This is a genomic window from Solidesulfovibrio magneticus RS-1 (genome assembly GCF_000010665.1).
Lineage (GTDB): Bacteria > Desulfobacterota > Desulfovibrionia > Desulfovibrionales > Desulfovibrionaceae > Solidesulfovibrio > Solidesulfovibrio magneticus.
In genome coordinates, this window is record NC_012796.1 from 2822068 (window position 1) to 2846545 (window position 24478).

20 protein-coding genes are annotated in these 24478 nt (G+C 66.8%); 7 read left to right on the forward strand and 13 right to left on the reverse strand.

Going from position 1 to position 24478, the window contains the following annotated elements:
• Positions 1-13: 13 nt before the first annotated feature.
• The 5 genes from DMR_RS12085 to DMR_RS12105 form a co-directional block, all read right to left on the reverse strand.
• On the reverse strand, positions 14-325 hold the full coding sequence (locus tag DMR_RS12085; RefSeq protein WP_015861200.1) for a YbaB/EbfC family nucleoid-associated protein: 312 nt from the start codon (positions 323-325) through the stop codon (positions 14-16).
• Between the two features lie 12 nt (positions 326-337).
• The gene (dnaX, locus tag DMR_RS12090; protein ID WP_015861201.1) at positions 338-2302 is read right to left on the reverse strand and encodes a DNA polymerase III subunit gamma/tau; all 1965 of its coding nucleotides are present in this window, start codon (positions 2300-2302) and stop codon (positions 338-340) included.
• Between the two features lie 48 nt (positions 2303-2350).
• Positions 2351-3277: a branched-chain amino acid transaminase gene (locus tag DMR_RS12095; RefSeq protein ID WP_015861202.1), complete on the reverse strand. Its 927-nt coding sequence runs from the start codon at positions 3275-3277 to the stop codon at positions 2351-2353.
• Between the two features lie 129 nt (positions 3278-3406).
• Positions 3407-5188 (reverse strand): methyl-accepting chemotaxis protein, encoded by a 1782-nt coding sequence (locus DMR_RS12100; RefSeq protein WP_015861203.1) that lies wholly within the window; start codon positions 5186-5188, stop codon positions 3407-3409.
• A gap of 98 nt (positions 5189-5286) precedes the next feature.
• Positions 5287-6141 carry a tetratricopeptide repeat protein gene (locus tag DMR_RS12105; protein ID WP_043600609.1) on the reverse strand — a complete coding sequence of 285 codons (855 nt, stop codon included), beginning with the start codon at positions 6139-6141 and terminating at the stop codon, positions 5287-5289.
• 182 nt (positions 6142-6323) lie between these two features.
• Here DMR_RS12105 and DMR_RS12110 point away from each other — a divergent pair, with 182 nt between their 5' ends.
• Both DMR_RS12110 and DMR_RS12115 read left to right on the forward strand, forming a co-directional pair.
• A complete protein-coding gene (locus tag DMR_RS12110) occupies positions 6324-7610 on the forward strand; it encodes an HD-GYP domain-containing protein (RefSeq protein ID WP_015861205.1) in 1287 nt (428 codons plus the stop codon).
• A gap of 30 nt (positions 7611-7640) precedes the next feature.
• On the forward strand, positions 7641-11537 hold the full coding sequence (locus DMR_RS12115) for a class I adenylate cyclase (protein WP_043600611.1): 3897 nt from the start codon (positions 7641-7643) through the stop codon (positions 11535-11537).
• 166 nt (positions 11538-11703) lie between these two features.
• Here the strand turns inward: DMR_RS12115 and DMR_RS12120 are convergent, their stop codons facing one another.
• The 7 genes from DMR_RS12120 to rsfS all read right to left on the reverse strand — a co-directional run bounded on the left by DMR_RS12120 (position 11704) and on the right by rsfS (position 17282).
• Positions 11704-12177: a hypothetical protein gene (locus tag DMR_RS12120; RefSeq protein WP_015861207.1), complete on the reverse strand. Its 474-nt coding sequence runs from the start codon at positions 12175-12177 to the stop codon at positions 11704-11706.
• Positions 12174-12443, reverse strand: a complete 270-nt coding sequence (locus DMR_RS12125) for a hypothetical protein (protein ID WP_015861208.1) — start codon at positions 12441-12443, stop codon at positions 12174-12176. Before DMR_RS12125 ends, DMR_RS12120 begins: the two co-directional genes overlap by 4 nt.
• Positions 12444-12543: 100 nt before the next feature.
• Positions 12544-14196, reverse strand: coding sequence for a phosphoglucomutase (alpha-D-glucose-1,6-bisphosphate-dependent) (gene pgm / locus DMR_RS12130; protein ID WP_015861209.1), 1653 nt, complete (start codon positions 14194-14196; stop codon positions 12544-12546).
• Positions 14197-14308: 112 nt separating this feature from the next.
• Positions 14309-15025 carry a site-2 protease family protein gene (locus DMR_RS12135; RefSeq protein WP_015861210.1) on the reverse strand — a complete coding sequence of 239 codons (717 nt, stop codon included), beginning with the start codon at positions 15023-15025 and terminating at the stop codon, positions 14309-14311.
• 24 nt (positions 15026-15049) lie between these two features.
• Positions 15050-15295, reverse strand: a complete 246-nt coding sequence (locus tag DMR_RS12140) for a hypothetical protein (protein WP_006919501.1) — start codon at positions 15293-15295, stop codon at positions 15050-15052.
• Positions 15292-16827, reverse strand: a complete 1536-nt coding sequence (gene gpmI, locus DMR_RS12145) for a 2,3-bisphosphoglycerate-independent phosphoglycerate mutase (RefSeq protein WP_015861211.1) — start codon at positions 16825-16827, stop codon at positions 15292-15294. The genes DMR_RS12140 and gpmI overlap by 4 nt, the downstream gene beginning before the upstream one ends.
• Positions 16824-17282, reverse strand: a complete 459-nt coding sequence (rsfS, locus tag DMR_RS12150) for a ribosome silencing factor (RefSeq protein WP_015861212.1) — start codon at positions 17280-17282, stop codon at positions 16824-16826. Before rsfS ends, gpmI begins: the two co-directional genes overlap by 4 nt.
• A 179-nt stretch (positions 17283-17461) precedes the next feature.
• Here rsfS and DMR_RS12155 point away from each other — a divergent pair, with 179 nt between their 5' ends.
• From DMR_RS12155 to DMR_RS12170, 4 genes are all read left to right on the forward strand, one after another.
• Positions 17462-18769: a phenylacetate--CoA ligase family protein gene (locus DMR_RS12155; protein ID WP_015861213.1), complete on the forward strand. Its 1308-nt coding sequence runs from the start codon at positions 17462-17464 to the stop codon at positions 18767-18769.
• A gap of 131 nt (positions 18770-18900) precedes the next feature.
• The gene (locus DMR_RS12160) at positions 18901-19332 is read left to right on the forward strand and encodes an ACT domain-containing protein (RefSeq protein WP_015861214.1); all 432 of its coding nucleotides are present in this window, start codon (positions 18901-18903) and stop codon (positions 19330-19332) included.
• Positions 19333-19532: 200 nt separating this feature from the next.
• Positions 19533-20957 carry an RtcB family protein gene (locus DMR_RS12165; protein WP_015861215.1) on the forward strand — a complete coding sequence of 475 codons (1425 nt, stop codon included), beginning with the start codon at positions 19533-19535 and terminating at the stop codon, positions 20955-20957.
• 8 nt (positions 20958-20965) lie between these two features.
• Complete coding sequence (locus DMR_RS12170; RefSeq protein ID WP_043600613.1) at positions 20966-22828, forward strand: response regulator; 1863 nt, start codon at positions 20966-20968, stop codon at positions 22826-22828.
• A gap of 110 nt (positions 22829-22938) precedes the next feature.
• On the opposite strand, the gene DMR_RS12175 is transcribed toward DMR_RS12170, so the two are convergent.
• A complete protein-coding gene (locus DMR_RS12175) occupies positions 22939-23529 on the reverse strand; it encodes a TrmH family RNA methyltransferase (RefSeq protein ID WP_015861217.1) in 591 nt (196 codons plus the stop codon).
• Between the two features lie 55 nt (positions 23530-23584).
• Here DMR_RS12175 and panB point away from each other — a divergent pair, with 55 nt between their 5' ends.
• Positions 23585-24457 carry a 3-methyl-2-oxobutanoate hydroxymethyltransferase gene (panB, locus tag DMR_RS12180; RefSeq protein ID WP_015861218.1) on the forward strand — a complete coding sequence of 291 codons (873 nt, stop codon included), beginning with the start codon at positions 23585-23587 and terminating at the stop codon, positions 24455-24457.
• The last annotated feature ends 21 nt before the right edge of the window (positions 24458-24478 follow it).

Genomic DNA, 24478 nt, shown 5'->3' on the forward strand with positions numbered 1-24478 from the left:
CGCCGCCGGTTGGTTAGAACAGGCCGGGAACCTTGATGCCGCCGGTGATCTGTCCCATTTCGGCTTCCATCATGGCCTTGGCCTTCTTGATGCCGTCGTTGACGGCGGAAAGGACCAGGTCCTGGAGCATTTCCACGTCATTGGGGTCCACGGCCGTCTTGTCGATGGCCAGGGACTTCAGTTCGTTGGAACCGGACACCACGGCTACGACCATGCCGCCGCCGGCCGTACCTTCCACGGTGCGCTCCTGCAGGTCTTCCTGGAGCTTGGCCATCTTTTTTTGCATGACCTGGGCCTGGCGAACCAGTTCGTTCATTCCTTTCATGGGCTACCTCCTCTAGCGGGGCTTTCGTTCGATGATTTCGGCGTCAAAGGCCGTGACGGCCTGGCGCACTTCCGGGTGGTTGTCGACGTAGTCCCGAAGGTCATGGGGCGACATGCGGTCATTTGCCGCCTCGCCTTCGGTCAGACGCACGGTCACGCCGGGGCCGAAATAGGCTTCGGCGGCTTCGGTCAGCTGGCGCAGCTTGTCGGGATGGGCCAGACGGCCGCGATGAAAGGCGTTGGTGCAGCTGACGACCAGCTCACCCGGAGCCGGATCGGGCGAAAACGTGCCCTGGGCGTGCTTGAGGGCCACCATGTCGCTGCCCCGGCCGGCCTGGCGCAAAAAGCCGTCCCAGGTGCGGGGGCCGGCCGGCGCGGCTTGGGGCGGACGCGGCACGTCATCATGCCCGGATGATCCATGGCCCTGGCCCGAAGCGGCGAAAGACGCAGACTGGCCTGATCCCGAAGGGGCGTAGCCGCCGGCAGCCGGCGCGGCGGCCGGGGCCTGGGCCGGGGGAGTCGAGCCGTTGCCCGGACCGGACGCGGCATGGGGCGTCGGCGCTTCAGACCGGGACACCGGGGGCGCGGCCTGGGGCGGATAGCTCCGGGGAGCGGCGGACTGCGCGGTGGGCGGCGCGGCGTCGAGGCCGGCGGCCGGCCGACCGTAACCGCCCTGGTCCCGACCGGGACCGGTCTCGGGCTGACCGTAGGGCGCAACCTGGTCGGCCAGGGGCTGGGGCCGGTAGCCGCCGGGACGCCCGCCCTGGGGCTGGCGCGGGGTCAACCCGCCGCCCTGCCCTCCGGAACGACCGGACGACCCGCCCGAGCCACCGGGACCGGAGGCCGCCGGCGCGGCGCAGGAAGCGAGATTTTGCAACGGCAGCAGGCGCGGCAGATAGGCCATGTTGAGCAGCAGCAGCTCCAGGGCCAAGGCCGGCTCCAGGCTCGTCTGGACCCGGCGCTGGCCCTCCAGGGTCATCTGCCAGCAGGCATGGATGTGGGCGGCCTCGATGCGTCCGGCCCAGACCAGCCATTCCCCGGCCTCCTCGGCCGGCAGATCGACCACGGGCAGGGCCCGCTCACCAGCCTGGCGCAGGAGAAACAGATTGCGCCACATGGAGGCCAGCTCGCGCAGGAAAAAGCCGATGTCCAGGCCCTTGTCCAGGACCTGGCGCAAAAGCTCCACCACCGCCGGCCCATCCTCGGCCCGGATGGCTTCGATGAGTCCGAAAAACACTTCCTGGCCGGCCAGCCCAAGGACGCCCCGGGCGTCCGCTTCGGTGAGTTCAGCCCCGCCCAGGGCCAGAACCTGGGCCAAAAGCGACATGGAATCCCGCACGCTGCCGGCCCCGCGCCGGGCAATGAGGCTGACGGCCTTGGCCTCGTAGGGCACGGCCTCGCGCATGAGCACGCTGGACAGATGGGCTTCCAGCTCGCTCTGGGCCAGTCGCTTGAACAGATAATGCTGGCAACGGCTGATGATGGTGGCCGGAAACTTGTGGGGCTCGGTGGTGGCCAGGATGAAGGTGACGCGTCCGGGGGGCTCTTCCAGGGTTTTGAGCAGCGCGTTGAAAGCCGCCGTGGTCAGCATGTGGGCTTCGTCGATGATGAAGACCTTGTAGCGGCTGTTGAGCGGCGCGTAGCCCACGTCTTCTTTCAGGCGTCTGGCGTCGTCGACCTTGCCATGGGTGGCGGCGTCGATCTCGATAACGTCGGGGGAGACCCCGGCCGTGATCTGACGGCATTGGGAGCAGACGTTGCAAGGTTCGCCCGTGGGCGCGGTCTCGCAGTTAAGCGCCTTGGCCAGCACCCGGGCCAGGGTGGTCTTGCCCACGCCCCGAGTGCCGCTGAAAAGATAAGCCGGCGCGATACGGTCTTCGGCCGCGGCCCGGGACAGGATGCGTTTGACGGCGTCCTGCCCGGCCACGTCGGCGAAACGCTGGGGCCGGTATTTGGCGGTAAGGCTTATTGTGCTCATCGAGGCGGTCCGGGCGGCTGCACTACGGTCGCAGCCGCCCGGTAACGGTTACAGGCTGTAACGGCGCAGCCAGTTGGCGTAGGCCGGGTTTTCGCCCTTGACCACCTTGAAAAAGGCGGCCTGCAGGGCCTTGGCCACCGGTCCGGCATGGCCTTCGCCGATGACCCGGCGGTCGAGTTCGCGGATGGGGGTCAGCTCGGCGGCGGTGCCGGAGAAAAAGGCTTCGTCGGCCATGTAGACTTCGTCGCGGGTGAAAAGCTGCTCCACCACCTCATAGCCGAGCTCCTTGGCCAGGGTGATGAGGCTGTCCCGGGTGATGCCGGCCAGGATGGAGGTCAAGGGCGGGGTCTTGATGACGCCTTTTTTGACGATAAAGACGTTTTCGCCCGAGCCTTCGGCCACGTAGCCGGTGGGATCAAGGAGCAAGGCCTCGTCGTAGCCGTCGGCCAGGGCTTCGGTCTTGGCCAGCACGGAGTTGACGTAGTTGCCGGCCACCTTGGCCTTGGTCATCATGACATTGACGTGATGGCGGGTGTAGCTCGACGTGCAGATGCGGATGCCGCGCTCCAGGGCCTCGGCGCCGAGATAGGCGCCCCAGGGCCACACGGCGATGGCCACGCGCACCGGGTTGGGGCCGGGGTTGACGCCCATGGCCTCGCCGGAGCCGATGAAAATCAGCGGCCGGATGTAGCCGGCGGTCATTTTATTGGCCTTAAGCGTCTCGACGCAGGCCTCGGCCAACTGTTCGTGGCTGAAGGGAACCTTCATGCCCATGACCTTGGCCGAGCCGAGCAGGCGCTCGATATGCTCGTTCAGGCGAAAAACGGCCGACGAGCCGTCAGTGCATTCGTAGGCCCGGATGCCCTCGAACACGCCCACGCCGTAATGCAGCGTATGGGTCAGGACATGCACGTTGGCCTGGTCCCAGGGCACCATCGCGCCGTCCATCCAGATGAAATCAGTCCGAACACCCATGATCCAACCCTCGTGCTGGAGCGTTTCCCGGGGAGCTTCCCGGATGGCGTCATGATGGCGCCGCATACCCGAAACGGAAACGCCCATGTGTAGGCGCTTTACCCGGCCGGGTCAAGGCGGCTCGGCCGATCAGGACGGCAGGGCCGCCATGGTTGCCTCGCCCCGCAGTTCCTCGATGAGCGCCTCGATGACCCGGGCCTGCTCGGACAGGTCGGCCAGGGACTGGGCCGCCTGCTCCATGGCCTCCGCCGTGTCCTGGGACACCGACCCCACGGCGGCCACGGCCGCCTCGATGGAATCCGAGGCCGCTGACTGCTGCTGGGAGGCGGCGGCGATGGAGCGCACCTGATCCGAAGCCGTCTCCACAAGCCCCACGATGGTGGCCAGGGCCTGGCCGGACTCCCCGGCCAGTTGGTTGGCCGATTCGATGGCGGTCACGGCTTCGCCCACGCCGGACACGCTACGGCGCGCCCCGGCCTGGATGTCGCGCACGGCCTGGCCGACCTCGGCCGTGGCGGCCATGGTTTTTTCGGCCAGCTTGCGGACCTCGTCGGCGACCACGGCAAAGCCGCGCCCGGCTTCGCCGGCCCGGGCCGCTTCAATGGCGGCATTGAGCGCCAGAAGATTGGTTTGGTCGGCGATGTCGGCAATGACGCCAAGTACCCGGCCGATGCCCTCAGCCTGACCGCCCAGGGCGTCCATGTCCCGGGCCAGGGTTTGGGCCTTGTCCCGGGCCGTGCCGATGCCGGCCATGGCCCGACGCACCACGTCGGCGCCGGCGCTGGCCTTGTCCCGGGCCGAGGCGGCGGTGGCGTCGGCCGTGGCCGCGCTTTGGGCCACGTCGAGCACGGTAGCGCTCATCTCGCCCATGGACGCGGCGGCTTCGGCCAGACGCGAGGACTGCTCGCGAGCGCCATCGGTGGCCCGGGCCACATGGCCCGACAAGGCGGCGGCGGCGGCGGACAGGGTTCCGGCCACCTCGGACAGGCGCTCGGCGGCCTGCTGCATGCCGTCACGGCGGGCACGCTCGGCGGCCAGACGCAGCCCGTCGGCCTCTTCCATGGCCTGGCAAGCCTTGGCCGCCTCGCTGGCCGCCTCCTCGCCCCGGGCCGTGGCCGCGGCGATGTTGTCGCGAAGGGCGGCGAGCATGCGGCGCATGGAGGCGGCCAGCTCGGCGATTTCGTCCCGGCCGGACACGTCCAGGCGGGCTTCGAGATCGCCTTCGGCCACGGCCTTGGCAAAGGCCACGCCCTTGCCCAGGGGGCGGGTGATGGACAGGGTGATGACGATGCCCAGAGCGGCGGAAAACAGCAGACAGGCGGCCACGGCCGCCGTCAGGAAAATCGTGCGCCGGTGGACGTCTTCCAGGGAGGACACGGCCAGGGCGTCGGCCTGGCTTCGGCTGCGCTCAAGAAGAAAGCCGAGCGCGTCCATGGCTTTTTTCTGGGAGAGCTGGGACATGCCGATGGAGAGCGTGAGCGCGTTGCTGCGTTTGCCGGCGGCGACCAGCTCAAGGACTTGGGCATTGGTCTTGCGCCAGGCGGCCAGGGCTTCGTTGAAGGCCTTCCACTGGGCGGTCTCTTCCTCATCCAGGGGCATGCGGTCGATAATCTCGCGCCCGGCGTCGGCCAAGGCTAGGCCGGCCCGAAGATTCTCGCGCTGGCGCTCGAATTCCTTGGAGTTGGCCAGTTCCGGCACGAGGATGGTGCGCTCGGCCGACTGGGCGGCAAGCAGGCCTTCCTTGACCATGCCCAGACCGGCCACGCACGGCAAGGCGTCGCCCGTCACCCGGGACAAAGCCGACCCGAGGCCGACCAGGCCCTGATAGCCGAGAACGCCGACGACCAGGGTGAGCAGCGCGGTGACGCACACGGAGGTGAACAACTTGACGCCAACCTTGACGTTGCCCATGGCATTGCTCCTTTCTGCGGCCAGACGCGACCACGTCCAGTCTCAGCCGTTGGCTGGGGCGCGAAACGCGCCATCTTTGCAGAGCCGGCCGCGCCCTGTCAATGGCCCTGGGCCAGCGGCGGTTCGTCCAGGACGCCGGGAGGTTTTTCCAGGGTAGCGGCGGAAAGCGGCGGTTCCGTGGCGGCCTCTCCCCGGGCCAGGGATTCGAGATAGGCCAGAAAGGCCCGCCCCTCCGGGAATTCAGGATTGAGCCGAAGGGCTTGTCCCAGCATGGCCCGGCAGCTTTTCACGCGCCCTTTCTCAAATAGCGTGCGGGCCATGTTGTAGAGCAAATGTTCGTCGGTGTTGCACAGGCGGTAGGCCTGGCTGTAATAGCGCATGGCCTCGTCAAACATGCCGAGTTTGCGCATCTGGATGCCGAATTCGTTGAACAGGTGCTTGTGCTCGGGCGTAAACGCCGCTTCGATGCGCATGATCTTGTGGAAGACCACGTCAGCGTTATGCTTCTCCTGGCGTTCCAGATAGGTAAGCCCCAGGCCAAAGGCCGCCCGGACATGTTCTTCGTCCAGTTGCAGCACGCCCTTGTATTCGAATTCGGCGGCGAAAAGCTCCTGGCGTTCCCGATGGCCGTCGGCCGCGCTGACCGCCTCCTCCAGCCGGCGCATGACCGGAACGACCTTGTTGAGGTAGACCGAGGGTTCGGGCTGGTACTGGGTGAAAAGCTGTTCCCGGCTGATGGCTCGCCGGGGTCCAGTGGGAATGAAGTCGCGGCTTAAACGCTGCATGAGCACCTGGTCCGAATCGGCCGGCTGCTCGGCGTAGAAAAAAAGCCGCTGCCCGGCCCGATTGATGCCGCCGATGCCGAGAAACTTCTGGGATTCAATGGAAAACACGCCCTTGACGGGCTTGTGGCCCGACCGGGGCCTGGCTTGCGAAGAAGGGGGCTGTTGCATAGGGTTTTTCTTTGGTTCTCGCCAATCCATAGCCGGCCTGAGGGCCTTTCGGCAAGCGTCGCGGCCCGAGACCCAAAGTCGCCGAGTTGACAGTTTTTTTTCCCCGCGCGTATAGCCTGTGATGCCGGCGCGAAGCCGCTAGGGCCGAGCCGCCCTGGCGACGGCGTTTGGCGGGACCAACCATGCATATAGACGAATACCCCATACTGGTGGAACAACTGTGTCCTGGGCTTTTCATCCGCATCGACGAGCCCGGACTGGCCCACCCCTTTCCGCCCAAAGGCTTCAAGCTGCGCACCGACGCCGATGTGGCCAAGGTCATGGCCCTGGGGCTGGCCCATGTCTACTGCATCCCCGACAAATCCGACCGCCTGCCCATCTCTTTGGAAGAACTCGACGGCTTGGCCGGCAAACGCCAGAAAGGCCCCTGGACCGCCGCCCGCACCCCGGTCTCGGCCGAACTCTCCAGCCTCAAGCGCGAAACCATCGAACGCAACAAGGATCGCCTCGAACGCTTCGCCGCCTGCGAGAAGCGCTACGAAAAGGCCATGGACAAGGTGGTCGAGGCGCTTAAAAAGGTCAGCTCCCCCAACGCCGAGGTCCTGGAAGCGGCCGGCGAAGTGGTTGGCCCCATGGCCGAGACGTTTCTTTCGGACCTTGATGTGCTCATAAACGTCATGACGGCCAAAATGCGCGACGAGGCCAAGCACTACCATGCCCTCAACGTGGCCGTGCTTTCCATGATGCTGGCCAAGGAAATGGGGTTGGACAAAGCGGCCATCGAGGAAGTGGGCATCGGTTCGCTTTTCCACGATGTGGGCAAGGGACGCATCCCCATCCAGCGGTTTTCCAAGGGCAACATGATCACCATGAACAAGGTGCTCAAGGAATACTACATGGAGCACCCGAAAATCGGGGCCAAGATGCTGGCCGCCGTGCCCGGGTTTCCGCCTTCCGCCCAGATGCTGGTGCTCCAGCACCACGAACTTCTCGACGGCACGGGCTTTCCGGCCAGGCTTCAGGGAGCGGCCGTGGCGCTCGGGGCGCGCATCGCCGCCGTGGCCAATGTTTATGACCGGTTGTGCAATTCCAAGGACGGCACGCCCGTCCGCACGCCCCACGAGGCCATGAAGGCCCTCTACAAAAAGCGCGGCCCCCTGGACCCCAAGGCCGTGACCATGTTCATCCGCAAGCTCGGCGTCTATCCGCCGGGTTCCCTGGTCGAGTTGTCCAACACCATGCAGGGCATGGTGGTCTCGGCCAACATCCGCGATTCCCTGCGCCCAAGCGTCAAGGTCTACCACCCCGACATTCCCAAGCGCGAGGCGCTGATCATCGATCTGACCATCGAAACCGAACTGACCGTGGTCAAGGCGCTGCGTCCCGAAGACCTCGCTCCGGACGTGCTGCAGTATTTAAACCCCGGCAAGCAGGTTTCCTTCTATGTGGACGCCGCGCCCCGGGCCTAGGCCGCCTTTTTCCCGCCAGCGGAGCCGCTCGTGAGCCGGCCGGGCTCGCCGGCCCGGGCCATCATGCGGACCCTGCGCACGGGCCTGTCCCAGCCGCCGGGTTCCGACCTCGGCGCGCTGTTGCCCCTGGCCCGGCAGGCCCTGGCCTTTATCGACCGGGGCGGCGTGGACGATCCGGCCACCGCCGCCGAAGCCTCCGAGGTGGCCTTTCTCCTGGCGGCGCTGCTCGACGCCGGGGACGAGAATTTCGCCAGACAGGCCTTTCCCCTGCTCTTTCGCCTGGGCGTCGAGGGCGAGGTGCTGGCCGTGACCCACCTGGAAACCCTGCCCGAGGAACTGGCCGTCTCCCTGCTCTCGGGCCTTCGCGACGAGGAAAAGCTCCTTTTCGCCAACGCCTTTTTCCGCCGCCCCCGGGCCGATCGCCCCAAGACCGCCGCCCTGTGCCTGGAAGTCCTCGAGGACGTGGTGGAGCGCATCCCCGACGAGTTGCTCATCCTGCTTGACCTCCTGGCCAACCGCCACGAATACCCGGCCCTGCCCCTGCGAAACGCGCTCATCCGGGGACGGCTGGGCATGTGGCTCGCCCGGCTGCTGCAAATGGACCTTTCGGCCGAGCAGATACGCTATATGGCTCGGGTGTCCGGCCGGCTGCGCGAGCCGGGGCTGGTGGAAAAACTCGCGGCGCGCCTTGGCGACCTCGACGAAGTCTCGGCCGAGATCATTTGCCGCGCCCTGGCCGAAACGCCCGGCCTTGATCCGGCGGTCGTGTCCGCCCCGGCCCGGGCCTTGGTCGACACCCCGGAAGCTTCGCTCACCGCCGCCGCCCTGTGCGCCCTGGCCCGGTGCGACGAAGGCCAAGCGGCCCAGTCCCTGGCCGCCCTGGCCGCCGCCGCGCCCGGACGCGTGGCCGAACTGGCCCCGTGCCTGGCCGGATTATCCCACGCCGCTTACAACCAGGCGGTGCGCGCCCTGCCGCCCCAGGGCCGCCGGGCCATGGTCTGCGCCGTGTACGCCGTGCTGGCCGCCGCCCTGCCCGGGCCGGTCCAGGCCGCCGCCCGGGGACTGGCCAAGGCCGGCGCGACCGACCAGGTGCTTGTCGATGTCCTGGCCGCCGATCTGGCCGCCCGCGCCCGGGCCGCCGCCCGCCCTCTCCCAGGCCGCGCGCCCCTGCCCGGGCCGGCCACGGCCGCCGGCCAATCCGGCAAAGGCCTCTGGAGCCGCGTCAAAACCCTGGTTGCCCAGCCGTCCGGGACTTCCGGCGAACCGGCCGACAACCTGCGCCGGGAACTGGCCACGCCAGGCGCGCGCCTGGAAAAACGCCAGATCATGTGGACTGCCCTGGACGGCGCGGTCCTGGCCGACGTCGAAGTGGCCCGGTGTTCGCTCAAAGCCGTCAGCCTCATGGGCGCGGCCATGACCGGAACCGTTTTTAGCGCCAGTCAGTTCGCGGACGTCAATTTCGAAGGCGCGCGCCTGGAAAACGTGACCTTTGACGGCTGCCGCTTCCTCAACTGCCGGTTCTCCGAAGCCGTGTTGCGCAAGGTGCGCTTTATCGACTGCGACATGCGGCTTTGCGCCTTTGGCGGACTGGCTGGCGAGGATGTGGCCATGACGGGCCTGGACGCCCTGGCCTGCGATTTCATCGGCGCGACCTTGACCGGGTTGACCCTGACCCGTTGCCGGCTGCGGGCTGTCAGCCTGGTACGGGCGGTGGTCCACGACTGCGCCTGCCAAGGCGCGGTTTTTTCCGACTGCCTGTTCGAGATGGCGGCGTTTGTCCGCATCCGTTTTGTCAGTGTACGCACCGAAGGTTGTTATTTCGCCAAATCGCGCTTCATTGGCCCCACCGACGAACCCGACATCCTGGGCGCGGTGGCCCGAGACGAAGCTTCGGCCATCCTCGAAGCGGCCGAGGCCGGACAGACACTGCCCTCGGCCCTGGCCGACGGCCCGGGGCTGCGTCTGATTGCGGCGGTGTGCGACATCGTGCTGGCCGGCCGGGACTACCGCCGCCGCCGCCTGGCCATGCTCGCCAACAACAAACGCCGCCTGGCCTGGGCCAGACGGCGGCTCGGCGAGGACGGGGCGGCCTTCCTGGAAATGCTGCCGGCCCTGGTCCAGGCGCCGCTGGTGCGCGACGACAACGGCCTGCGCCCGGCCCCGGCGGCCCGCATCGCCGGGCAGGTCCCCAACCTCGCCACCGCCCGCCTGACTGCCGCTCATTTCGGCGACCGCGCCACAGAAGCAGCCACCCTCCCCGACGACGCCATCCGAATCGAGGCCGTTTATACCATTGGCAGCGTCGGCACCGTGGCCCAGACCGACGACTCCGATCTTGACGTCTGGGTCGTCCTGGCCGAGGCCGACGCCACCCGCCCGGATTTGCCCGCCTTTCAGGACAAGCTCGACGCCGTCAGCCGCCAAGCCGACCGCGACCACAATCTCGAAATCCACTTTTTCCTCATGAGTGTGTCCGACATCCGCGACAACATCTTCGGCTACTCCGCCGACGAGGGCTATGGATCGGCCCAGGGCTGCCTGCTCAAGGAGGAATTCTACCGTACGGCCCTGGTGGTGGCCGGCAAGAAGCCGGCTTGGTGGTGCCTGCCGCCGGACATCGCCGAGGAAGGCTACGCCAAGGCCATGGCCGCCCTTGGCCGCACCGCCGCCGATGTGGCCGCCGACTGCCTGGACTTCGGCTGTGTGCGGGCCATCGCCGGAGACGAATACTTTGGCGCGTCGCTGTGGATGATCGTCAAATCGTTAACGAGCCCGTTCAAATCCATCATCAAGTTTGGCTTGCTGGAGAAGTATGCCGCCCACCCCGGCCGGCCGAGCCTTTTGTGCGAAACCCTCAAGGCCTCCATCCTGGCCAACCAGGGCGGGCTGTGGCGCTGCGATCCCTATGCCTTGCTGTTTAAGGAAGTCAGCCGCCACTACGAGGAAAGCGGCCAAGCCGGGGCCATGGAGCTGCTGCGCCAGGCCTTTTTGCAAAAGACCGGCTTCGACCCCTGCGACGAATACGCCAGCCGCACCGGCGAGGCCATCCTCGACCACTTCTTTCCCTACGCCCCGCCGGCGACCGGCTCCTGCCCGCCCCTGCCCAAGAAGGCCGGGGCCGAGGCCGAGACCGGCTTTGCCCAGGGCATGGTCCTTTGCGACGCCATTTCCAATTATTTCCTCAAGGCCTACGAACGCCTCAAGAACAGAAGCGCCGAACTTGGCGCGGCCGGCGGACTGACCGAACGCGACCAGGCCATGCTGTCGCGGCGCATCGCGGCCAGCTTCGCCAAACGGGTGGGCAAGGTCATGCGGCTGCCGTTTTTGCGGCCGGGACGGCATCTCTTCGATTCGCTGGAGATAGGACTGGAAGACGGCAAGGGGCGCGAAGCGGGGCTGGTGGTCAGGGGAGAGCCGGCCGTGCGCGGCGGCGCGCGCAAATCCCGGCAAAAGGAGACCTTGCGCCAGGAACTTTCTGTGGTGCGGCTGGCCGCTTGGCTTGTGGCCAACGAACTCTACCGGCCGGGCCTGCATGTCCAGGCGACGCTGCTGCCGGCCCCGCTCACCCTACCCGACTGCGTGGGGCTCCTGTCCGCTGTCCATGACCTGTTCCCGGCCCGGGCGACCTTCAACCCGCCCCTGTCCTGGGGGCTGTCGCCGGAGAAGGTCACGGCCGCCCTGCTGGTGGTCAACATGACGGCCCCGCGCGAAGAACGCGCGACGGTAAGCATCGACACTCTCTACGCCACGAGCTGGGGGGAGTTTTTCCACCTGGAGCGGACCACGGGCCTGGAATCCCTTGGCATCTCGCCCCGGGATTATCTCATCGACTCCATGGGGCTGACCCTCGACCCCGATGCCCGCATCAAGGTTTTCGCTCCGGCCAAGTCGCTGTGCCAGGCCGTGCGGCGGGCCAAGCGGGGCTAACACCCCGCGTCGCGGCGTCAAGGCCGAAGCCTTCCACCTCAAGCATCACTTCAACATTCTCCGGTAATCCCCACGTAGCCAGGACAACCAATAAACGGGCGCAGCCCAAAGCCCCGCCCGTTGTCCGAATCGCTTCCCCGGCTCCGTCGTGGACCGGAAAGGCGGGCTAGGCCCGGGCGCTTTCCTCGGCAGGGTCTTCCAGTGAAACCGGCGGCGTGACGTACAGTTGGTTGCCGTCGAAACGATGCATGGCCCGGAAGGACATCCAGTAAAACGACTGCTTGACGACATGGCGGTTGCCCACCCAATCCAGCAGCAGATGGCCGGTCACGCCGATGGTCAGCCCCACGCCCCAGGGCGCGGCGATGCCGAAACCGACCAGCAGCCACAGGAAAATGACGAACTCGAAGGAGTGCAGCACCAGATAAAGCCTGGGCAGCCGCCCTTCCTCGCAGTTGGCGAAGAAATCCTTCATGCCGCCCCAGCGTTTTTTGTAGAGCAGGTAGTCCAACACGTGGTCGCAGTCGATAAGCACGCTCGACAAACCGGCCATGACCGCGCCGGAAAAACGGCCGCCCGAGGCGGCGTAGCCGGCCAGGGCCAGGGGAACGGCGGAAAGACAATGCTGAGCAAGTTTCATAAGACGTCGATCCTTTTGGCGGCCTGCCGACCGGCTTCGGTGAGCCGTCCGCAGTAGGCCGAAATGTCGTATTCGTAGTATCCGGCTGCAAAGAGCCGGCGCAGCAGCTTCCAGGCCATCCCCGGCCCGTAGCCCAGCCCCAGGGCCGTCTCGCCGGACAGCACCCGGCCGGGAAAGGGCGCGTCCGGCTCGGCCGCCAGGGCGGCCAAAAGCCGGCGGGCGTCGGCGTCGAGGGCGTCAGGTACGCCGGGGACGCCAGTGGGCATTATACCTATTATAAAACATAACGACAGTTATGTTTTATAAATATACAATCTATCAACACCTCATTTGTCATGTAGCTTCACTTTAGCAATAGCATTGGAATTACACGCCGGCGGCGGCAAAAGCCGCGTCCACGATCTCCTTGGCCTCGGCTTGGAGGGCCTTGAGGTGGTCGCGCCCCCGGAAGCTTTCGGCGTAGATTTTATAGACGTCCTCGGTGCCCGACGGTCGGGCCGCGAACCAGCCGTTTTCCGTCACCACCTTCAGCCCGCCGATGGCCGCGCCGTTGCCCGGGGCGTTGGTCAGCTTGGCCGTTATCACTTCGCCGGCCAGGGACGAAGCCGCCACCAGCTCGGGCGAGAGCTTGGACAGGGCCGCTTTCTGCGCCTTGGTGGCCGGGGCGTCCATGCGCTCGTAGATGGGCTCGCCGTAGCGCTTGGCCAGCTCGGCGTAGTGCTCGGCCGGGTCCTTGCCGGTCTTGGCCGTGATCTCGGCGGCGAGCAGATCCATGATGATGCCGTCCTTGTCCGTGGTCCAGACCGTGCCGTCAAAGCGCAGATAGGCCGCGCCGGCGCTCTCCTCGCCGCCAAAGCCGAAGGAGCCGTCGACCAGACCCGGCACGAACCACTTGAACCCCACCGGCACCTCGCACAGCCTGCGGCCAAGCCCCGCCGCCACCCGGTCGATCATGGCGCTGGACACCACGGTCTTGCCCACGGCCGCGTCGGCGCGCCAGCCCGTGCGCGAGGCGAAAAGGTAGCTGATGGCCACGGCCAGATAGTTGTTGGGATTTAACAACCCCGCCCCCTTGGTCACGATGCCGTGGCGGTCGTAGTCCGGGTCGTTGCCAAAGGCGATGTCGTAGGACGCTTTATGCTCAATGAGCCGGGCCATGGCGTAGGGCGAGGAGCAGTCCATGCGGATCTTGCCGTCCTTGTCCACGGTCATGAACGAAAAGGTCGGGTCCACCACGTCGCTTATAAGCGACAGGTTGAGGCCATAGCGCTCGGCCATGGGCTCCCAGTAGGCCACGCCCGAGCCGCCCAGGGGATCGACGCCCAGGCGCAGCCCGGCTTCGCGGATGGCGGCCATGTCGCAGATGTTGGCCAGATCGGCCACATAGGGCGCGATATAGTCGTACTGCTCGGTGGTCTCGGCGGCCAGGGCCGAAGCCAGGGTCATGCGCCGCACGCCGGCCAGCTTCTTTTCGAGGTAGACGTTGGCGGCGTCCTGCACGGCCTTGGTGATGTCGGTGTCGGCCGGGCCGCCCGAGGGCGGATTGTACTTGAAGCCGCCGTCTTCCGGCGGGTTGTGGGACGGCGTGATGACGATGCCGTCGGCCAACACGCCCTGGTGATGGCGATTGAAGGTCAAGATAGCGTGGGAGATGACCGGGGTCGGGGTGTAGCCCCGGCCGGCCTGGACGCGCACGGTGACGCCGTTGGCGGCCAGCACTTCCAGGGCGGTGATCCAGGCCGGCTCGGACAGGGCATGGGTGTCCATGCCGAGATAGAGCGGGCCGGTGATCTTTTGGGCGGCCCGGTGGTCGCATATGGCCTGGGTCGTGGCCAGGATGTGGTCTTCGTTGAAGGAACCGTTGAACGATGTGCCCCGATGGCCCGAGGTGCCAAAGGCGACGCGGCACAAGGGATCGGTCGGATCGGGCTTGACGGCATAATAGGCGGCGACCAGGCGCGGCACGTTGACGAGAAGCGAACGCGGCGCCGGCTTGCCGGCGAGGGGACTGACGGCCATGGGGGTTCCTCCTTGGGGCGTGGCCCGAGCATGGTGCCCGAAGACGGCGTTTTGGTCCACAGCGGGCGACGATTGGATGGAAAATCGGGGCGGTTCGAGGCGCGTCGCGCGATTAGAGGCAGTACTTCCAGACGTCCTGGACCGTGGCGTAGCCCATAAGGCCAATGAGCGCCAGCCAGCCGCCCACGGCCACGGGGATGTACAGGCGCGAAAGCCCCGACCACAGGCGGGCCAGGGTGTCGAAGACCATCTTGCCGCCGTCCAGGGGCGGCAGCGGCAACAAATTGAATACGGCCAGGGAAAGCGACAGGTGGGCGGCCAGGATGCCGTAACGCGTGAGATCGCCGCCGGCGAAACGCGAGCCCTCGGCCACGATGCCGACCACGCCGCTTAATTGGTCGGGTCGGGAAAACAGCGTTCCCAGGCCGGCCACCATGCCGGCCAGGGTCTTCCAGCACAGGGCCAGGGGCTTGACGGCCAGGGCGGCCCAGCCAAGGGAACCGGGCGCGGCCAGGGTCAGGACGGCATAGACGGCCAGGGCGAACAGGATATTGGCCAGGGGGCCGGCCAGGGAGAAGACCAGCCGTTTGCCCAGGGGCAGGGCCAGATAGGCCGCCTCGTCGCGAAGATCCGGCAGGACGTAGCCGCCAAAGGGGACGGCGCTGAGGCAATAGCGCACGCCGCCCACGGTGCGGCTAGCGAGAACCGGCCCGATGCCCAGGGAAAACCGGGCCACCGGGATGCCGACCAGCCGGGCGGCCAGGAAATGGCCGAGTTCATGAATAAAAACGAGCAGGCCCAACAACGCCGCGACAACGACATAGGTCATGGGAGGCCCCCGACGCGCTTGGCGTCAGATGAAATCCGGGTCGATGGCCGCCTTGCCGCCGGCCATGGCGATCTTGACGTAGCGCACCGAACGCTCGTCCACGGGCACGATGGGAAACCGGCCCCGGCAGGCGTCGCAGGCGATCATGGCCGGCTTGACCGGAGCCACCACCGGCACCTCGCGCCGGCAAAACGGGCAGGGATAGAGAAACACCAGCTCCACACCGACAGGCTTGGCCGGGGTCAGCGGTTTGCGCGATTCGCTGCTCATGCGCCCTCCCCGGCGATCAGACATTGTCCGGTCATGGCCTCGGGCACGGGCAGTCCAGCCAGATGCAAAATGGTCGGCGCGATGTCGCCGAGCTTGCCCGGCGAGAGCGTCACGCCCTTGCACGCCGGATCAACCAGAATGAGCCGCACGGGATTCAGCGTGTGGGCGGTCATGGGGCCGCCTGTGGGCGCGATCATTTCCTCGGCGTTGCCGTGGTCGGCGGTGACGAGCACCCGCCAGCCGGCGGCCGTGGTCGCCGCGATGATGCGGGCCACGCAGGCGTCCACCGTGCGCACGGCCGCCTTGGCCGCTTCCAGGATGCCGGTGTGCCCCACCATGTCGCAGTTGGCAAGGTTGACCACGGACAGGCTGTGGCCCTTGTCCATGGAGGCCAAAAAGGCGTCGGTGACGGCGGCGGCGCTCATCTCGGGCTTGAGGTCGTAGGTGGCCACGTCCCGGGGCGAAGGCACGAGCAGGCGCTCCTCGCCGGGGAAAGGCTCCTCGCGGCCGCAGTTGAAGAAATAGGTGACGTGGGCGTATTTCTCCGTTTCGGCCAGCCGCAGCTGGGTCAGCCCGGCCCGGGAATAGACCTCGCCCAGGACGTCGGTGACGGCCACCGGCGCAAAGGCCGCCGGCAGGCCGAACGAGCCGTCGTACTCGGTCATGGTGGCGTAGCCCGACAGCGCGGGCACCCGGCACCGGGGGAAGGCGTCGAAATCGGCAAAGGCCAGGGCCTTGGTGATTTCGCGCGCCCGGTCAGCCCGGAAATTGAAGAAAAACACGGCATCGCCGTCGCGGATGACCCCCTCGCCTCCGGCCAGGACGCGCGGCTTGATGAATTCGTCGGTCTCCCCGGCGGCGTAGGCGGCCTTGACCGCCGCGACCGGGTCGGTAAACGGCTCGCCTATCCCCTCGGTCAGGGCGGCGTAGGCTTGCGCCACCCGTTCCCAACGGTTGTCGCGGTCCATGGCGTAGAAACGGCCGATGAGCGAGGCGATGCGTCCGGCCCCCAGGCTGTCCAGGCAGGCCTGCAAGTCGGCCACGTAGCCGGCCCCGCTTTCGGGGGGCGTGTCGCGGCCGTCGAGCAGGGCGTGAAAAAAAATGTCGCGCTGCCCCAGGGCCGCGAAGGCGGCGGCCAGGGCCTTGGCGTGGCTGATGTGGCTGTGCACCCCGCCGTCGGAGATAAGCCCCATGAGGTGGACGCGCCCGCCGCCGGCAATCGAGGCCCGGGCCAGTTCGGCCAGGACCGGATTGGCGGCGAGCGACCCGTCTTCCACGGCCATGTCGATGCGGGTCATGTCCTGATAAACCACCCGCCCGGCCCCGATGTTCATGTGGCCGACCTCGGAGTTGCCCATGAACCCGGACGGCAAGCCCACGGCCCGGCCGGAACAGGCCAGGGTCGTGGACGGATTGTCGACCAAGAGGCGATCCAGGGCGGGCGTGCCGGCCTCGGTCACGGCATTGCCGGGACCGGCCGGGGCAATGCCCCAGCCGTCGAGGATCAAGAGCAGGGTGGGCGTAGGCTTCATGCGTCGCTCTCGGGATCGTCGTCTTCGTCATCGGCGGTATCGGCGGCGTCGGCTGTGCCGGGGGCCGCGGCCTTGGCCGCCGGGGCCAGACGCAGGGCAATGGGCTTGCCCTCGGACCACAGGCCTTCGAGATTGTAGAAGGAACGCTGGTCGCCCATGAAGATGTTGACCAGGACGTCGTTGAGGTCGAGCAGCACCCACTGGCCGAGGCGGTAGCCTTCCTGGCCGAGGTAGGAATAGCCGAACTCGCCGCAGCGGGCCAGGACATGGTCGGCCAGGGCCTGGGCCTGCCGGGCGCTGCCGGCCGAGGCCATGACCATGGCCTCGCAGATGGGGCTCAGGCCTGTAACGTCTACCGCCTGTATTTCTTTGGCTTTCTTTTCGTAGAGCCAGGCAGCGACCTGGGCGGCCTTGGCGGCGGGAGCGATGTTGGCATCAGCGGATTTGACGGACATTGGTTCTCCAGAAAAATGACTGAAGCCCGCCGTGGCGGGCAACCCCTACTCCTTATGCGATTTGCCGCCGGCCCGCAAATGGAGCGTCCGGCTTTTTCCCGGCCCTCTCTTGACGCGGCCTGCCGCTTTCGGCAGGAATCCCTTTTGGATGCGCTGACGACGCCATTTGGAGGACGCCCATGATTTTTGACATGGATACCGAAACCCTGCCCCGCGAGGAACTCGAAGCCTTGCAACTCAAACGGTTGCAAAGCCTGTGCGAGCGGGTCTACGCCAACGTGGCCTTCTACCGCCGGGCCTTTGACGAGGCGGGCATCAAGCCGGGCGACGTGAAAAGCCTGGCCGACCTGCGCTACCTGCCGTTTACCGAAAAGCAGGACATGCGCAACCACTATCCCTTCGGGCTTTTTGCGGTGCCCAAGGACAACGTGGTGCGTATCCACGCCTCCTCGGGCACCACCGGCCGGGCCACCGTCGTCGGCTACACCCAGCGCGACGTGAACAACTGGGCCACCATGATGGCCCGTTCGTTCATGGCCGCCGGGGCCTCGCGCCGCGACATCATCCACGTGGCCTACGGCTATGGTCTTTTCACCGGCGGACTCGGCGCCCACTACGGCGCCGAACGCCTGGGCGCCACCACCATCCCCATGTCCGGCGGCAGCACCCGCCGTCAGGTCATGCTGCTGCGCGACTTCGGGGCCACGGTCCTTTGCTGCACGCCCTCCTACAGCTTGGTGCTCTACGAAGCAGCTCTGGAATCCGGCATCGATTTCAAGGAGCTGCCCCTGCGCGTGGGCGTGTTCGGAGCCGAGCCCTGGACCGACGAGATGCGCCGTGACATCGAACAGAAAATGGGCATCAAGGCCATCGACATCTACGGTCTGTCCGAGATCATGGGGCCGGGCGTGGGCATCGAGTGCATCGAGGCCCAAAACGGGGCCCACCTCCAGGAAGACCATTTCCTGTGCGAGGTCATCGACCCCGTGACCAAGGAGCCGGTGGGCCCGGGCGAGGCCGGCGAACTGGTCATCACCACGCTGACCAAGGAAGCCCAGCCGCTCATCCGCTACCGCACCCGCGACATCACCCGGCTGGTCAAGACCCCCTGCAAGTGCGGCCGCACTTTTGCCCGAATGCAGCGCGTCCAGGGCCGCAGCGACGACATGCTCATCATTCGCGGGGTCAACGTGTTCCCCTCCCAGATCGAGAGCATCCTGCTCGAAACCGAGGGTCTCACCCCGCACTACCAGCTCGTGGTGCGCCGTGAGGGCAATCTTGATACGCTCTCCGTACAGGTCGAGGTCGACGAGAAAATCTTCTCCGACGAGATCAAGGGCCTGCAGCGCCTGGAAAACAAGATCCAGAAGAACATCAAGGAATTCCTGGGTGTGACCACCCAGGTCAAGCTGGTCGAGCCGCGGGGCATCCAGCGCTCCGAAGGCAAGGCCAAGCGCATCCTCGACCTGCGAAACGAGGGCAAGTAGCGACCGGCGACATTCGGGCGGCAGGACACGCTACGCCGCCAGGGCGACCTTGCCGCCTGTAGGATTGACCGCCCGTCGAGGACACGACACGAATAAGGGCAAAGGCCCGTCATCCGGAGGGAACCATCGCCATGAAAGCCGAACAGATTTCCATTTTCCTGGAGAACCGGGCCGGCCGCCTGGAAGAAGTGACCCGGGTCCTGGCCGAGGCCGGCATCAGCATCCGCGCCCTGTCCCTGGCCGACACCTCGGACTTCGGCATCCTGCGCCTCATCGTCAGCGACCACGAGAAAGCCAAGGTCGCGCTCAAGGAAAACGGCTTCACCGTGGGCAGAAACGCCGTGGTGGCCGTGGAGGTTTCGGACAAGCCCGGCGGCCTGCACGCCATCCTGAGCCTTTTGTGCTCGGGCGGGGTCAACGTGGAATACATGTACGCCTTCGTGCACCAGTGCGAGCGTTCGGCGGTCATCATCTTCCGTTTCGATCGCACCGACCAGGCCATTGAGCTTTTGCAGAAAAACAACATCACCATCATCCCCGGCGAAAAGCTCTACAGCATCTAACCGCCGCAATTGCAGGCAAAAGCGCCGCTTCCCGTCGGAAGTGGCGCTTTTTATTCGCCTGAACCACAACGCCCCCCTGGCAAGCCGTCCGCCCGGACCCTGCCCGCTTCCAACACGCCTTGACAAAAACCCGTGCCCATGTCCTACACTCGGTTACTTGCGGCCGTCGCGCCGACACCGGCCCGGCCAAGGACGATTTCATGGCACGCCTGATCCCCAAAGACGCCTTCACCTGGGAACTCCCCCAAACCGGAACCATGCGGGTCCCGGCCGTTTTTTACGGCGACAAGGCGGCGGCCAAGGCCCTGGAGGCCGATGTCCTCAGACAGCTCGCCAATGTCGCCAGCCTGCCCGGCGTGGTCGGACCGGTGGTCGCCCTGCCCGACGCCCATCCCGGCTTCGGTTTTCCCATCGGCTGCGTGGCCGCCTTCGATCCCGAGGCCGGCGGCGTGATCTCCGCCGGCGGTGTGGGCTTCGACATCGCCTGCGGGGTGCGCACCCTGCTGACCGATCTCTCGGTGGAGGACATCGCCCCGGCGCGCGACCGGATCGCCGACGCGCTTTTCGCCCGGGTGCCCTGCGGCGTGGGCCAAGGCGGCGCGCTGCGTCTTTCCGACAAGGACATGGACCGGATGCTGCGCCACGGCGCGGCCTGGGCCGTTGGCCAGGGCTACGGCGAGGCGGCCGACTTGGCCCACTGTGAGGAAGGCGGGACCATGGCCGGGGCCGACCCGGGGCAAGTTTCGGCCACGGCCAAGGAACGCCAACGCGACGAGCTCGGCAGCCTGGGCTCGGGCAACCATTATCTTGAAGTGCAGTGGGTGGAAGACATTCTCGACCGGGCCTCGGCCGACGCCTATGGCCTGCGCCCGGGCCAGGTTGTGGTCTCGATCCACTGCGGTTCCCGGGGCCTGGGGCATCAGGTGGCGACCGACCACATGGCCGCCATGCGCCGGGCCGCGCCCGGCCACGACATCGTCCTGCCCGACCCGGACCTGGCCTGCGCCCCGGTGGCCTCGGCCGAGGGCCAAGCCTATCTCGGGGCCATGCGCGCCGCCGTCAACTGCGCCCTGGCCGGCCGGCAGGTCATCACCCACCTCGTACGCGAGGTTTTTGCAGGACTGTTTCCCGGCTGTCGGCTGCCGCTTCTATTCGACGTCTCCCACAACACCTGCAAGGCCGAGCGCCACGGCGCAGGCGGCCGGCCCCGCACGCTGTACGTCCACCGCAAGGGCGCGACCCGGGCCTACGGTACGGGCCATCCCGACTTGCCCGATTTCTGCCGCGACGTCGGCCAGCCGGTCATCATCGGCGGCAGCATGGGCACGGCCTCCTACGTGCTGGCCGGGGGAACCGAGGCGGCGGCGTTGTCCTTCGCCTCGGCCTGTCACGGAGCCGGCCGGGCCATGGGGCGCAAACAGGCCGCCAAAAGCTTCCCGTCCCGGGAGGTGCTGGCCGAGCTTGACCACATTGGCGTGGCCCTTCGGGCCAAGAGCCTGCGAGGGGTTGGCGAGGAGGCTCCGGGAGCCTACAAGGATATAGACTCGGCGGCCGCCGCCGCCCAGGCCCTGGGCCTTGCCGTCATAACCGCCAGGCTTCGTCCCCTGGCCTGCATCAAGGGGTGACCGTCGTCATGCTCGAAAGCCTTATCCGCGAAACCGACGCCCTGGAAACCCTCACCGGCGACGCCTTGCTGCTGGTGGACCGCGACGGCATCATTTTGCACGCCACGGCCCTGGCCTCGTGTTTTTACGGTCTGCCGGCCCCCCAGCTCACCGGCCTCCCCCTGGGCCTGGCCCTCAATGACTCGGCAGCCCGGGAAATCTGCCTGCCCGCCACCGGCCGGCCGGCCCTGGTGCGCTGGGAACCCCTGCCCGGCCACGGCCATTCCCTGCGCCGGGTGTTGCTGCGCGACCTCACGCCCCTTCGCGCCGCCAAGACCAAGCTGGAGGAAGCCCGCGAGGCAGCCAAGGCCGGAGAGCGGGCCAAGAGCCATTTCCTGGCCAACATCACCCACGAGATTCGTACGCCCATGATCGGCATCCTGGGCATGACCGAGCTGGCCATGGCCACGGAACTCTCGCCCAAGCAGCGGGAATATCTGGAGATGGCCCGCCATTCGGCCCAGTCGCTTTTAACCGTCCTCAACGACATCGTGGACTATGCCCGCATTGAGACCGGGGCCTTCGAACTGGCCCGCACGCCTTTTTCCCTGCGCGAGACCGTGGAAGAGGTCATCAGCGTCTTTCGCCCCCTGGCCGCCAAGAAGGGCTTGTCGCTGACCTACCGCTGCATCGGGGCCGTGCCCCAGACCCTGGTTGGCGACCCCAGCCGGCTGCGCCAGGTGCTCATCAACCTCGTTGGCAACGCGGTCAAATTCACCGACGCCGGCAGCGTGGTCCTGGCCGTGGCCCGCATCGGGGGCGGCCAGGCCAACGATCAGACCCGGCTGCGCTTCGAGGTGCGCGACACCGGCATCGGCATCCCCGGGGACAAGATCAAGGCGATTTTCGACAGCTTCACCCAGGCCGACGTGTCGCCCGCCCGCCGCTACCAGGGGGCGGGGCTGGGGCTGGCCATTGTGCGCCAGCTCGTGGAAATGATGCAGGGTTCCTACAACGTCGCCAGCGAGGAAGGCAAAGGGAGCGTTTTCACCATCGAGGCCGATTTCAGCCTGCCCGTCAGCCTGGAATCCCTGCGCCCGGCCCGGGAACCGGCCGCGCCGGCCAAGGCCCGGCCGCTGACCGTCCTTTTGGCCGAGGACAATCCCATCAATCAGATTTACGTGCAGGAACTGCTGGAAATGGACGGCCATGAGGTGGTGGTGGCCCACACCGGCCGGCGGGCGTTGGAGGCGCTGCGCAAGAAACGCTTCGACGCCGTGCTCATGGACATCCAGATGCCCGAGATGGACGGCATCGAGGCCACCCGGGCCATCAGGAGCGATGCAAGCGGCGACTTCGATCCGGCCATCCCCATCGTGGCTCTGACCGCCCATGCCCTCAAGGGCGACCGGGAGACGTTTCTGCGAGCCGGCATGAACGAATACCTGAGCAAGCCCGTCAGCCCCGCCGACCTGGAAGCGGCCCTTGGCCGGGTCACCGGGGGCGCGCCCGCATCCGAACAGCCCCAGGACGCCTCGGCCGAACCGGCCGGCCAGATCCTCGACTGGACCGAGCTTCTCGCCAAAGCCCGAGGCAACACCGGTTTTCTCATGAAGCTTTTCGGGGCCTTCGTGGCCGAACAACCCGGCAATCTGGCCGCCATGCAAAACGCCCTGGACGAAAAAGACTTGCCCCATCTGGCCTTCCTGGCCCATTCGCTCAAGGGTGCGGCGGCCACCATGTGCGCCCCGGCCCTGCGCGACGCCAGCCACGACCTGGAACGGGCGGCCCGGGCCGACGACCAGCCCTGGGCCGCCCGGGCCCTGGACGCCCTGGCCCGGAACCTGGACACGGTGCTGGCCGCCATGCGCGCCAAGCTTTCGGCGGAGTAAAAAGGCCGGACAGTCCGCCTCGAACAACGTCGGAAAGACCATGACGGCCGACCGGACCAATGGCGGATACCGGCGGCCCGGCCGACTCAGGTGATGCCGGCGACGTCAGGTTATTTGCTGCACCACAGCTTGACCAGGCGGGCCATTTCCTCGGCTTCGATGCAGGGCGCGCCGTAGCGGCCGGCGGCTTCGAGCTGGCGGAAGCCCTCATAAAGGATGACGGCCGCGGCCACGGACACGTTTAGGCTTTGCACCATGCCCATCATGGGGATATAGAGCGCTCCGTCCACGTGGGGGGCCAGATCCTCGTCCACCCCGCTGTGCTCGTTGCCCAGAATAATGGCCGTTTTCGTGGTGAGATCCCACTTCTGCAAGGGCACGGCCGTTTCGGTGAAGCTCGTGGCCACAAGCCGAAAGCCTTGGCCCTTGAGCGCCGCGGCCAAGGAAGCGGCGTCCTTGTGGCGCACGGTCTCCACCCATTTTTTGGCCGAACCCGAGGACTTCTTGCCCAAGGCCGGAAAGGCCGTGTCGGTGTAGAGCAGATGCACCCGGTGGATGCCGAACGCGTCGCAGCTTCGAAGGATCGCCGACACGTTGTGGGGATCGTGAATGTTGTTGATGACCAGGGTCAGATCGGTCTGACGTCTGGACAGGACTTCCTCAATGCGCCTAACCCGGCGCTCGGTGATGCAGTCGCGCATGGCCGAGGCACATAGGCCAATCCGGGTCCGGGCGCAAGAACCAAGGAGTTTTGCCATGCCGCGCACCACCGCCCCCGATGTCGCCGCCGCCAAGGGCGTTCGCAAAATCGTCATGCTGGCCGCCTATGATTTCACTTCGGCCCGGCTGGCCGAAGCGGCCGGAGTGGACGTGATTCTCGTGGGCGATTCCCTAGCCATGGTGGTCCTTGGCCACGACGACACACTCTCGGTCACCATGGAGGAGATGCTCCACCATGTCCGGGCCGTGGCCCGAGGGGCCGGGACCGCCCTGGTGGTGGCGGATATGCCCTTTATGTCGTACCAAGCGTCTGTGGAGATGGCCGTGACCAATGCCGGGCGCTTTCTCAAGGAAGGCCGGGCCGGCGCGGTCAAGGTCGAGGGTGGACGCGCCATCGTGCCCCAGGTGCGGGCCATGGTCGCCGCCGGCATTCCGGTGCTTGGGCATGTGGGCCTGACCCCACAGCATGTGGCGGCCCTTGGCGGATTCAAGGTCCAGTCCAAGACGGCCGAGGCCGCTGCGGAGTTGGTCGCCGACGCGGCGGCCCTGGCCGAGGCCGGGTGTTTCGCCGTGGTGCTGGAGTGCATCCCCGCGCCCGTGGCCGCCGCCGTGACCCGGACAGTGCCCATCCCCACCATTGGCATCGGCGCTGGGCCGGACTGCGACGGCCAAGTGCTGGTCTTCCACGACGTGTTGGGACTCTACGACCGGATGCGCCCGCGTTTCGTCAAGCAATTCGGCGAATTGGGCAAACAGGCCGTGACGGCGTTGACGGGCTACGCCGAGGCGGTTAGAAATTCAGATTTTCCGGGGGCGGAACACAGTTTTTCCATGGCGTCCGAAGCCCAGACCGCTTTCGAAGCCCTTCTCACGCCGGGTGGGGGCGAAAAAGACGGGCACAGAGCCTGATCCAGCCTTCCTTTTTTGTGG

Bases quoted from the DNA above. Each gene is read 5' to 3' on its own strand.
- DMR_RS12085 (WP_015861200.1), bottom strand. From the start codon at position 325: ATGAAAGGAATGAACGAACTGGTTCGCCAGGCCCAGGTCATGCAAAAA.
- dnaX (WP_015861201.1), bottom strand. From the start codon at position 2,302: ATGAGCACAATAAGCCTTACCGCCAAATACCGGCCCCAGCGTTTCGCC.
- DMR_RS12095 (WP_015861202.1), bottom strand. From the start codon at position 3,277: ATGGGTGTTCGGACTGATTTCATCTGGATGGACGGCGCGATGGTGCCC.
- DMR_RS12100 (WP_015861203.1), bottom strand. From the start codon at position 5,188: ATGGGCAACGTCAAGGTTGGCGTCAAGTTGTTCACCTCCGTGTGCGTC.
- DMR_RS12105 (WP_043600609.1), bottom strand. From the start codon at position 6,141: ATGCAACAGCCCCCTTCTTCGCAAGCCAGGCCCCGGTCGGGCCACAAG.
- DMR_RS12110 (WP_015861205.1), top strand. From the start codon at position 6,324: ATGCATATAGACGAATACCCCATACTGGTGGAACAACTGTGTCCTGGG.
- DMR_RS12120 (WP_015861207.1), bottom strand. From the start codon at position 12,177: ATGAAACTTGCTCAGCATTGTCTTTCCGCCGTTCCCCTGGCCCTGGCC.
- DMR_RS12125 (WP_015861208.1), bottom strand. From the start codon at position 12,443: ATGCCCACTGGCGTCCCCGGCGTACCTGACGCCCTCGACGCCGACGCC.
- pgm (WP_015861209.1), bottom strand. From the start codon at position 14,196: ATGGCCGTCAGTCCCCTCGCCGGCAAGCCGGCGCCGCGTTCGCTTCTC.
- DMR_RS12135 (WP_015861210.1), bottom strand. From the start codon at position 15,025: ATGACCTATGTCGTTGTCGCGGCGTTGTTGGGCCTGCTCGTTTTTATT.
- DMR_RS12140 (WP_006919501.1), bottom strand. From the start codon at position 15,295: ATGAGCAGCGAATCGCGCAAACCGCTGACCCCGGCCAAGCCTGTCGGT.
- gpmI (WP_015861211.1), bottom strand. From the start codon at position 16,827: ATGAAGCCTACGCCCACCCTGCTCTTGATCCTCGACGGCTGGGGCATT.
- rsfS (WP_015861212.1), bottom strand. From the start codon at position 17,282: ATGTCCGTCAAATCCGCTGATGCCAACATCGCTCCCGCCGCCAAGGCC.
- DMR_RS12155 (WP_015861213.1), top strand. From the start codon at position 17,462: ATGATTTTTGACATGGATACCGAAACCCTGCCCCGCGAGGAACTCGAA.
- DMR_RS12160 (WP_015861214.1), top strand. From the start codon at position 18,901: ATGAAAGCCGAACAGATTTCCATTTTCCTGGAGAACCGGGCCGGCCGC.
- DMR_RS12165 (WP_015861215.1), top strand. From the start codon at position 19,533: ATGGCACGCCTGATCCCCAAAGACGCCTTCACCTGGGAACTCCCCCAA.
- DMR_RS12170 (WP_043600613.1), top strand. From the start codon at position 20,966: ATGCTCGAAAGCCTTATCCGCGAAACCGACGCCCTGGAAACCCTCACC.
- DMR_RS12175 (WP_015861217.1), bottom strand. From the start codon at position 23,529: ATGCGCGACTGCATCACCGAGCGCCGGGTTAGGCGCATTGAGGAAGTC.
- panB (WP_015861218.1), top strand. From the start codon at position 23,585: ATGCCGCGCACCACCGCCCCCGATGTCGCCGCCGCCAAGGGCGTTCGC.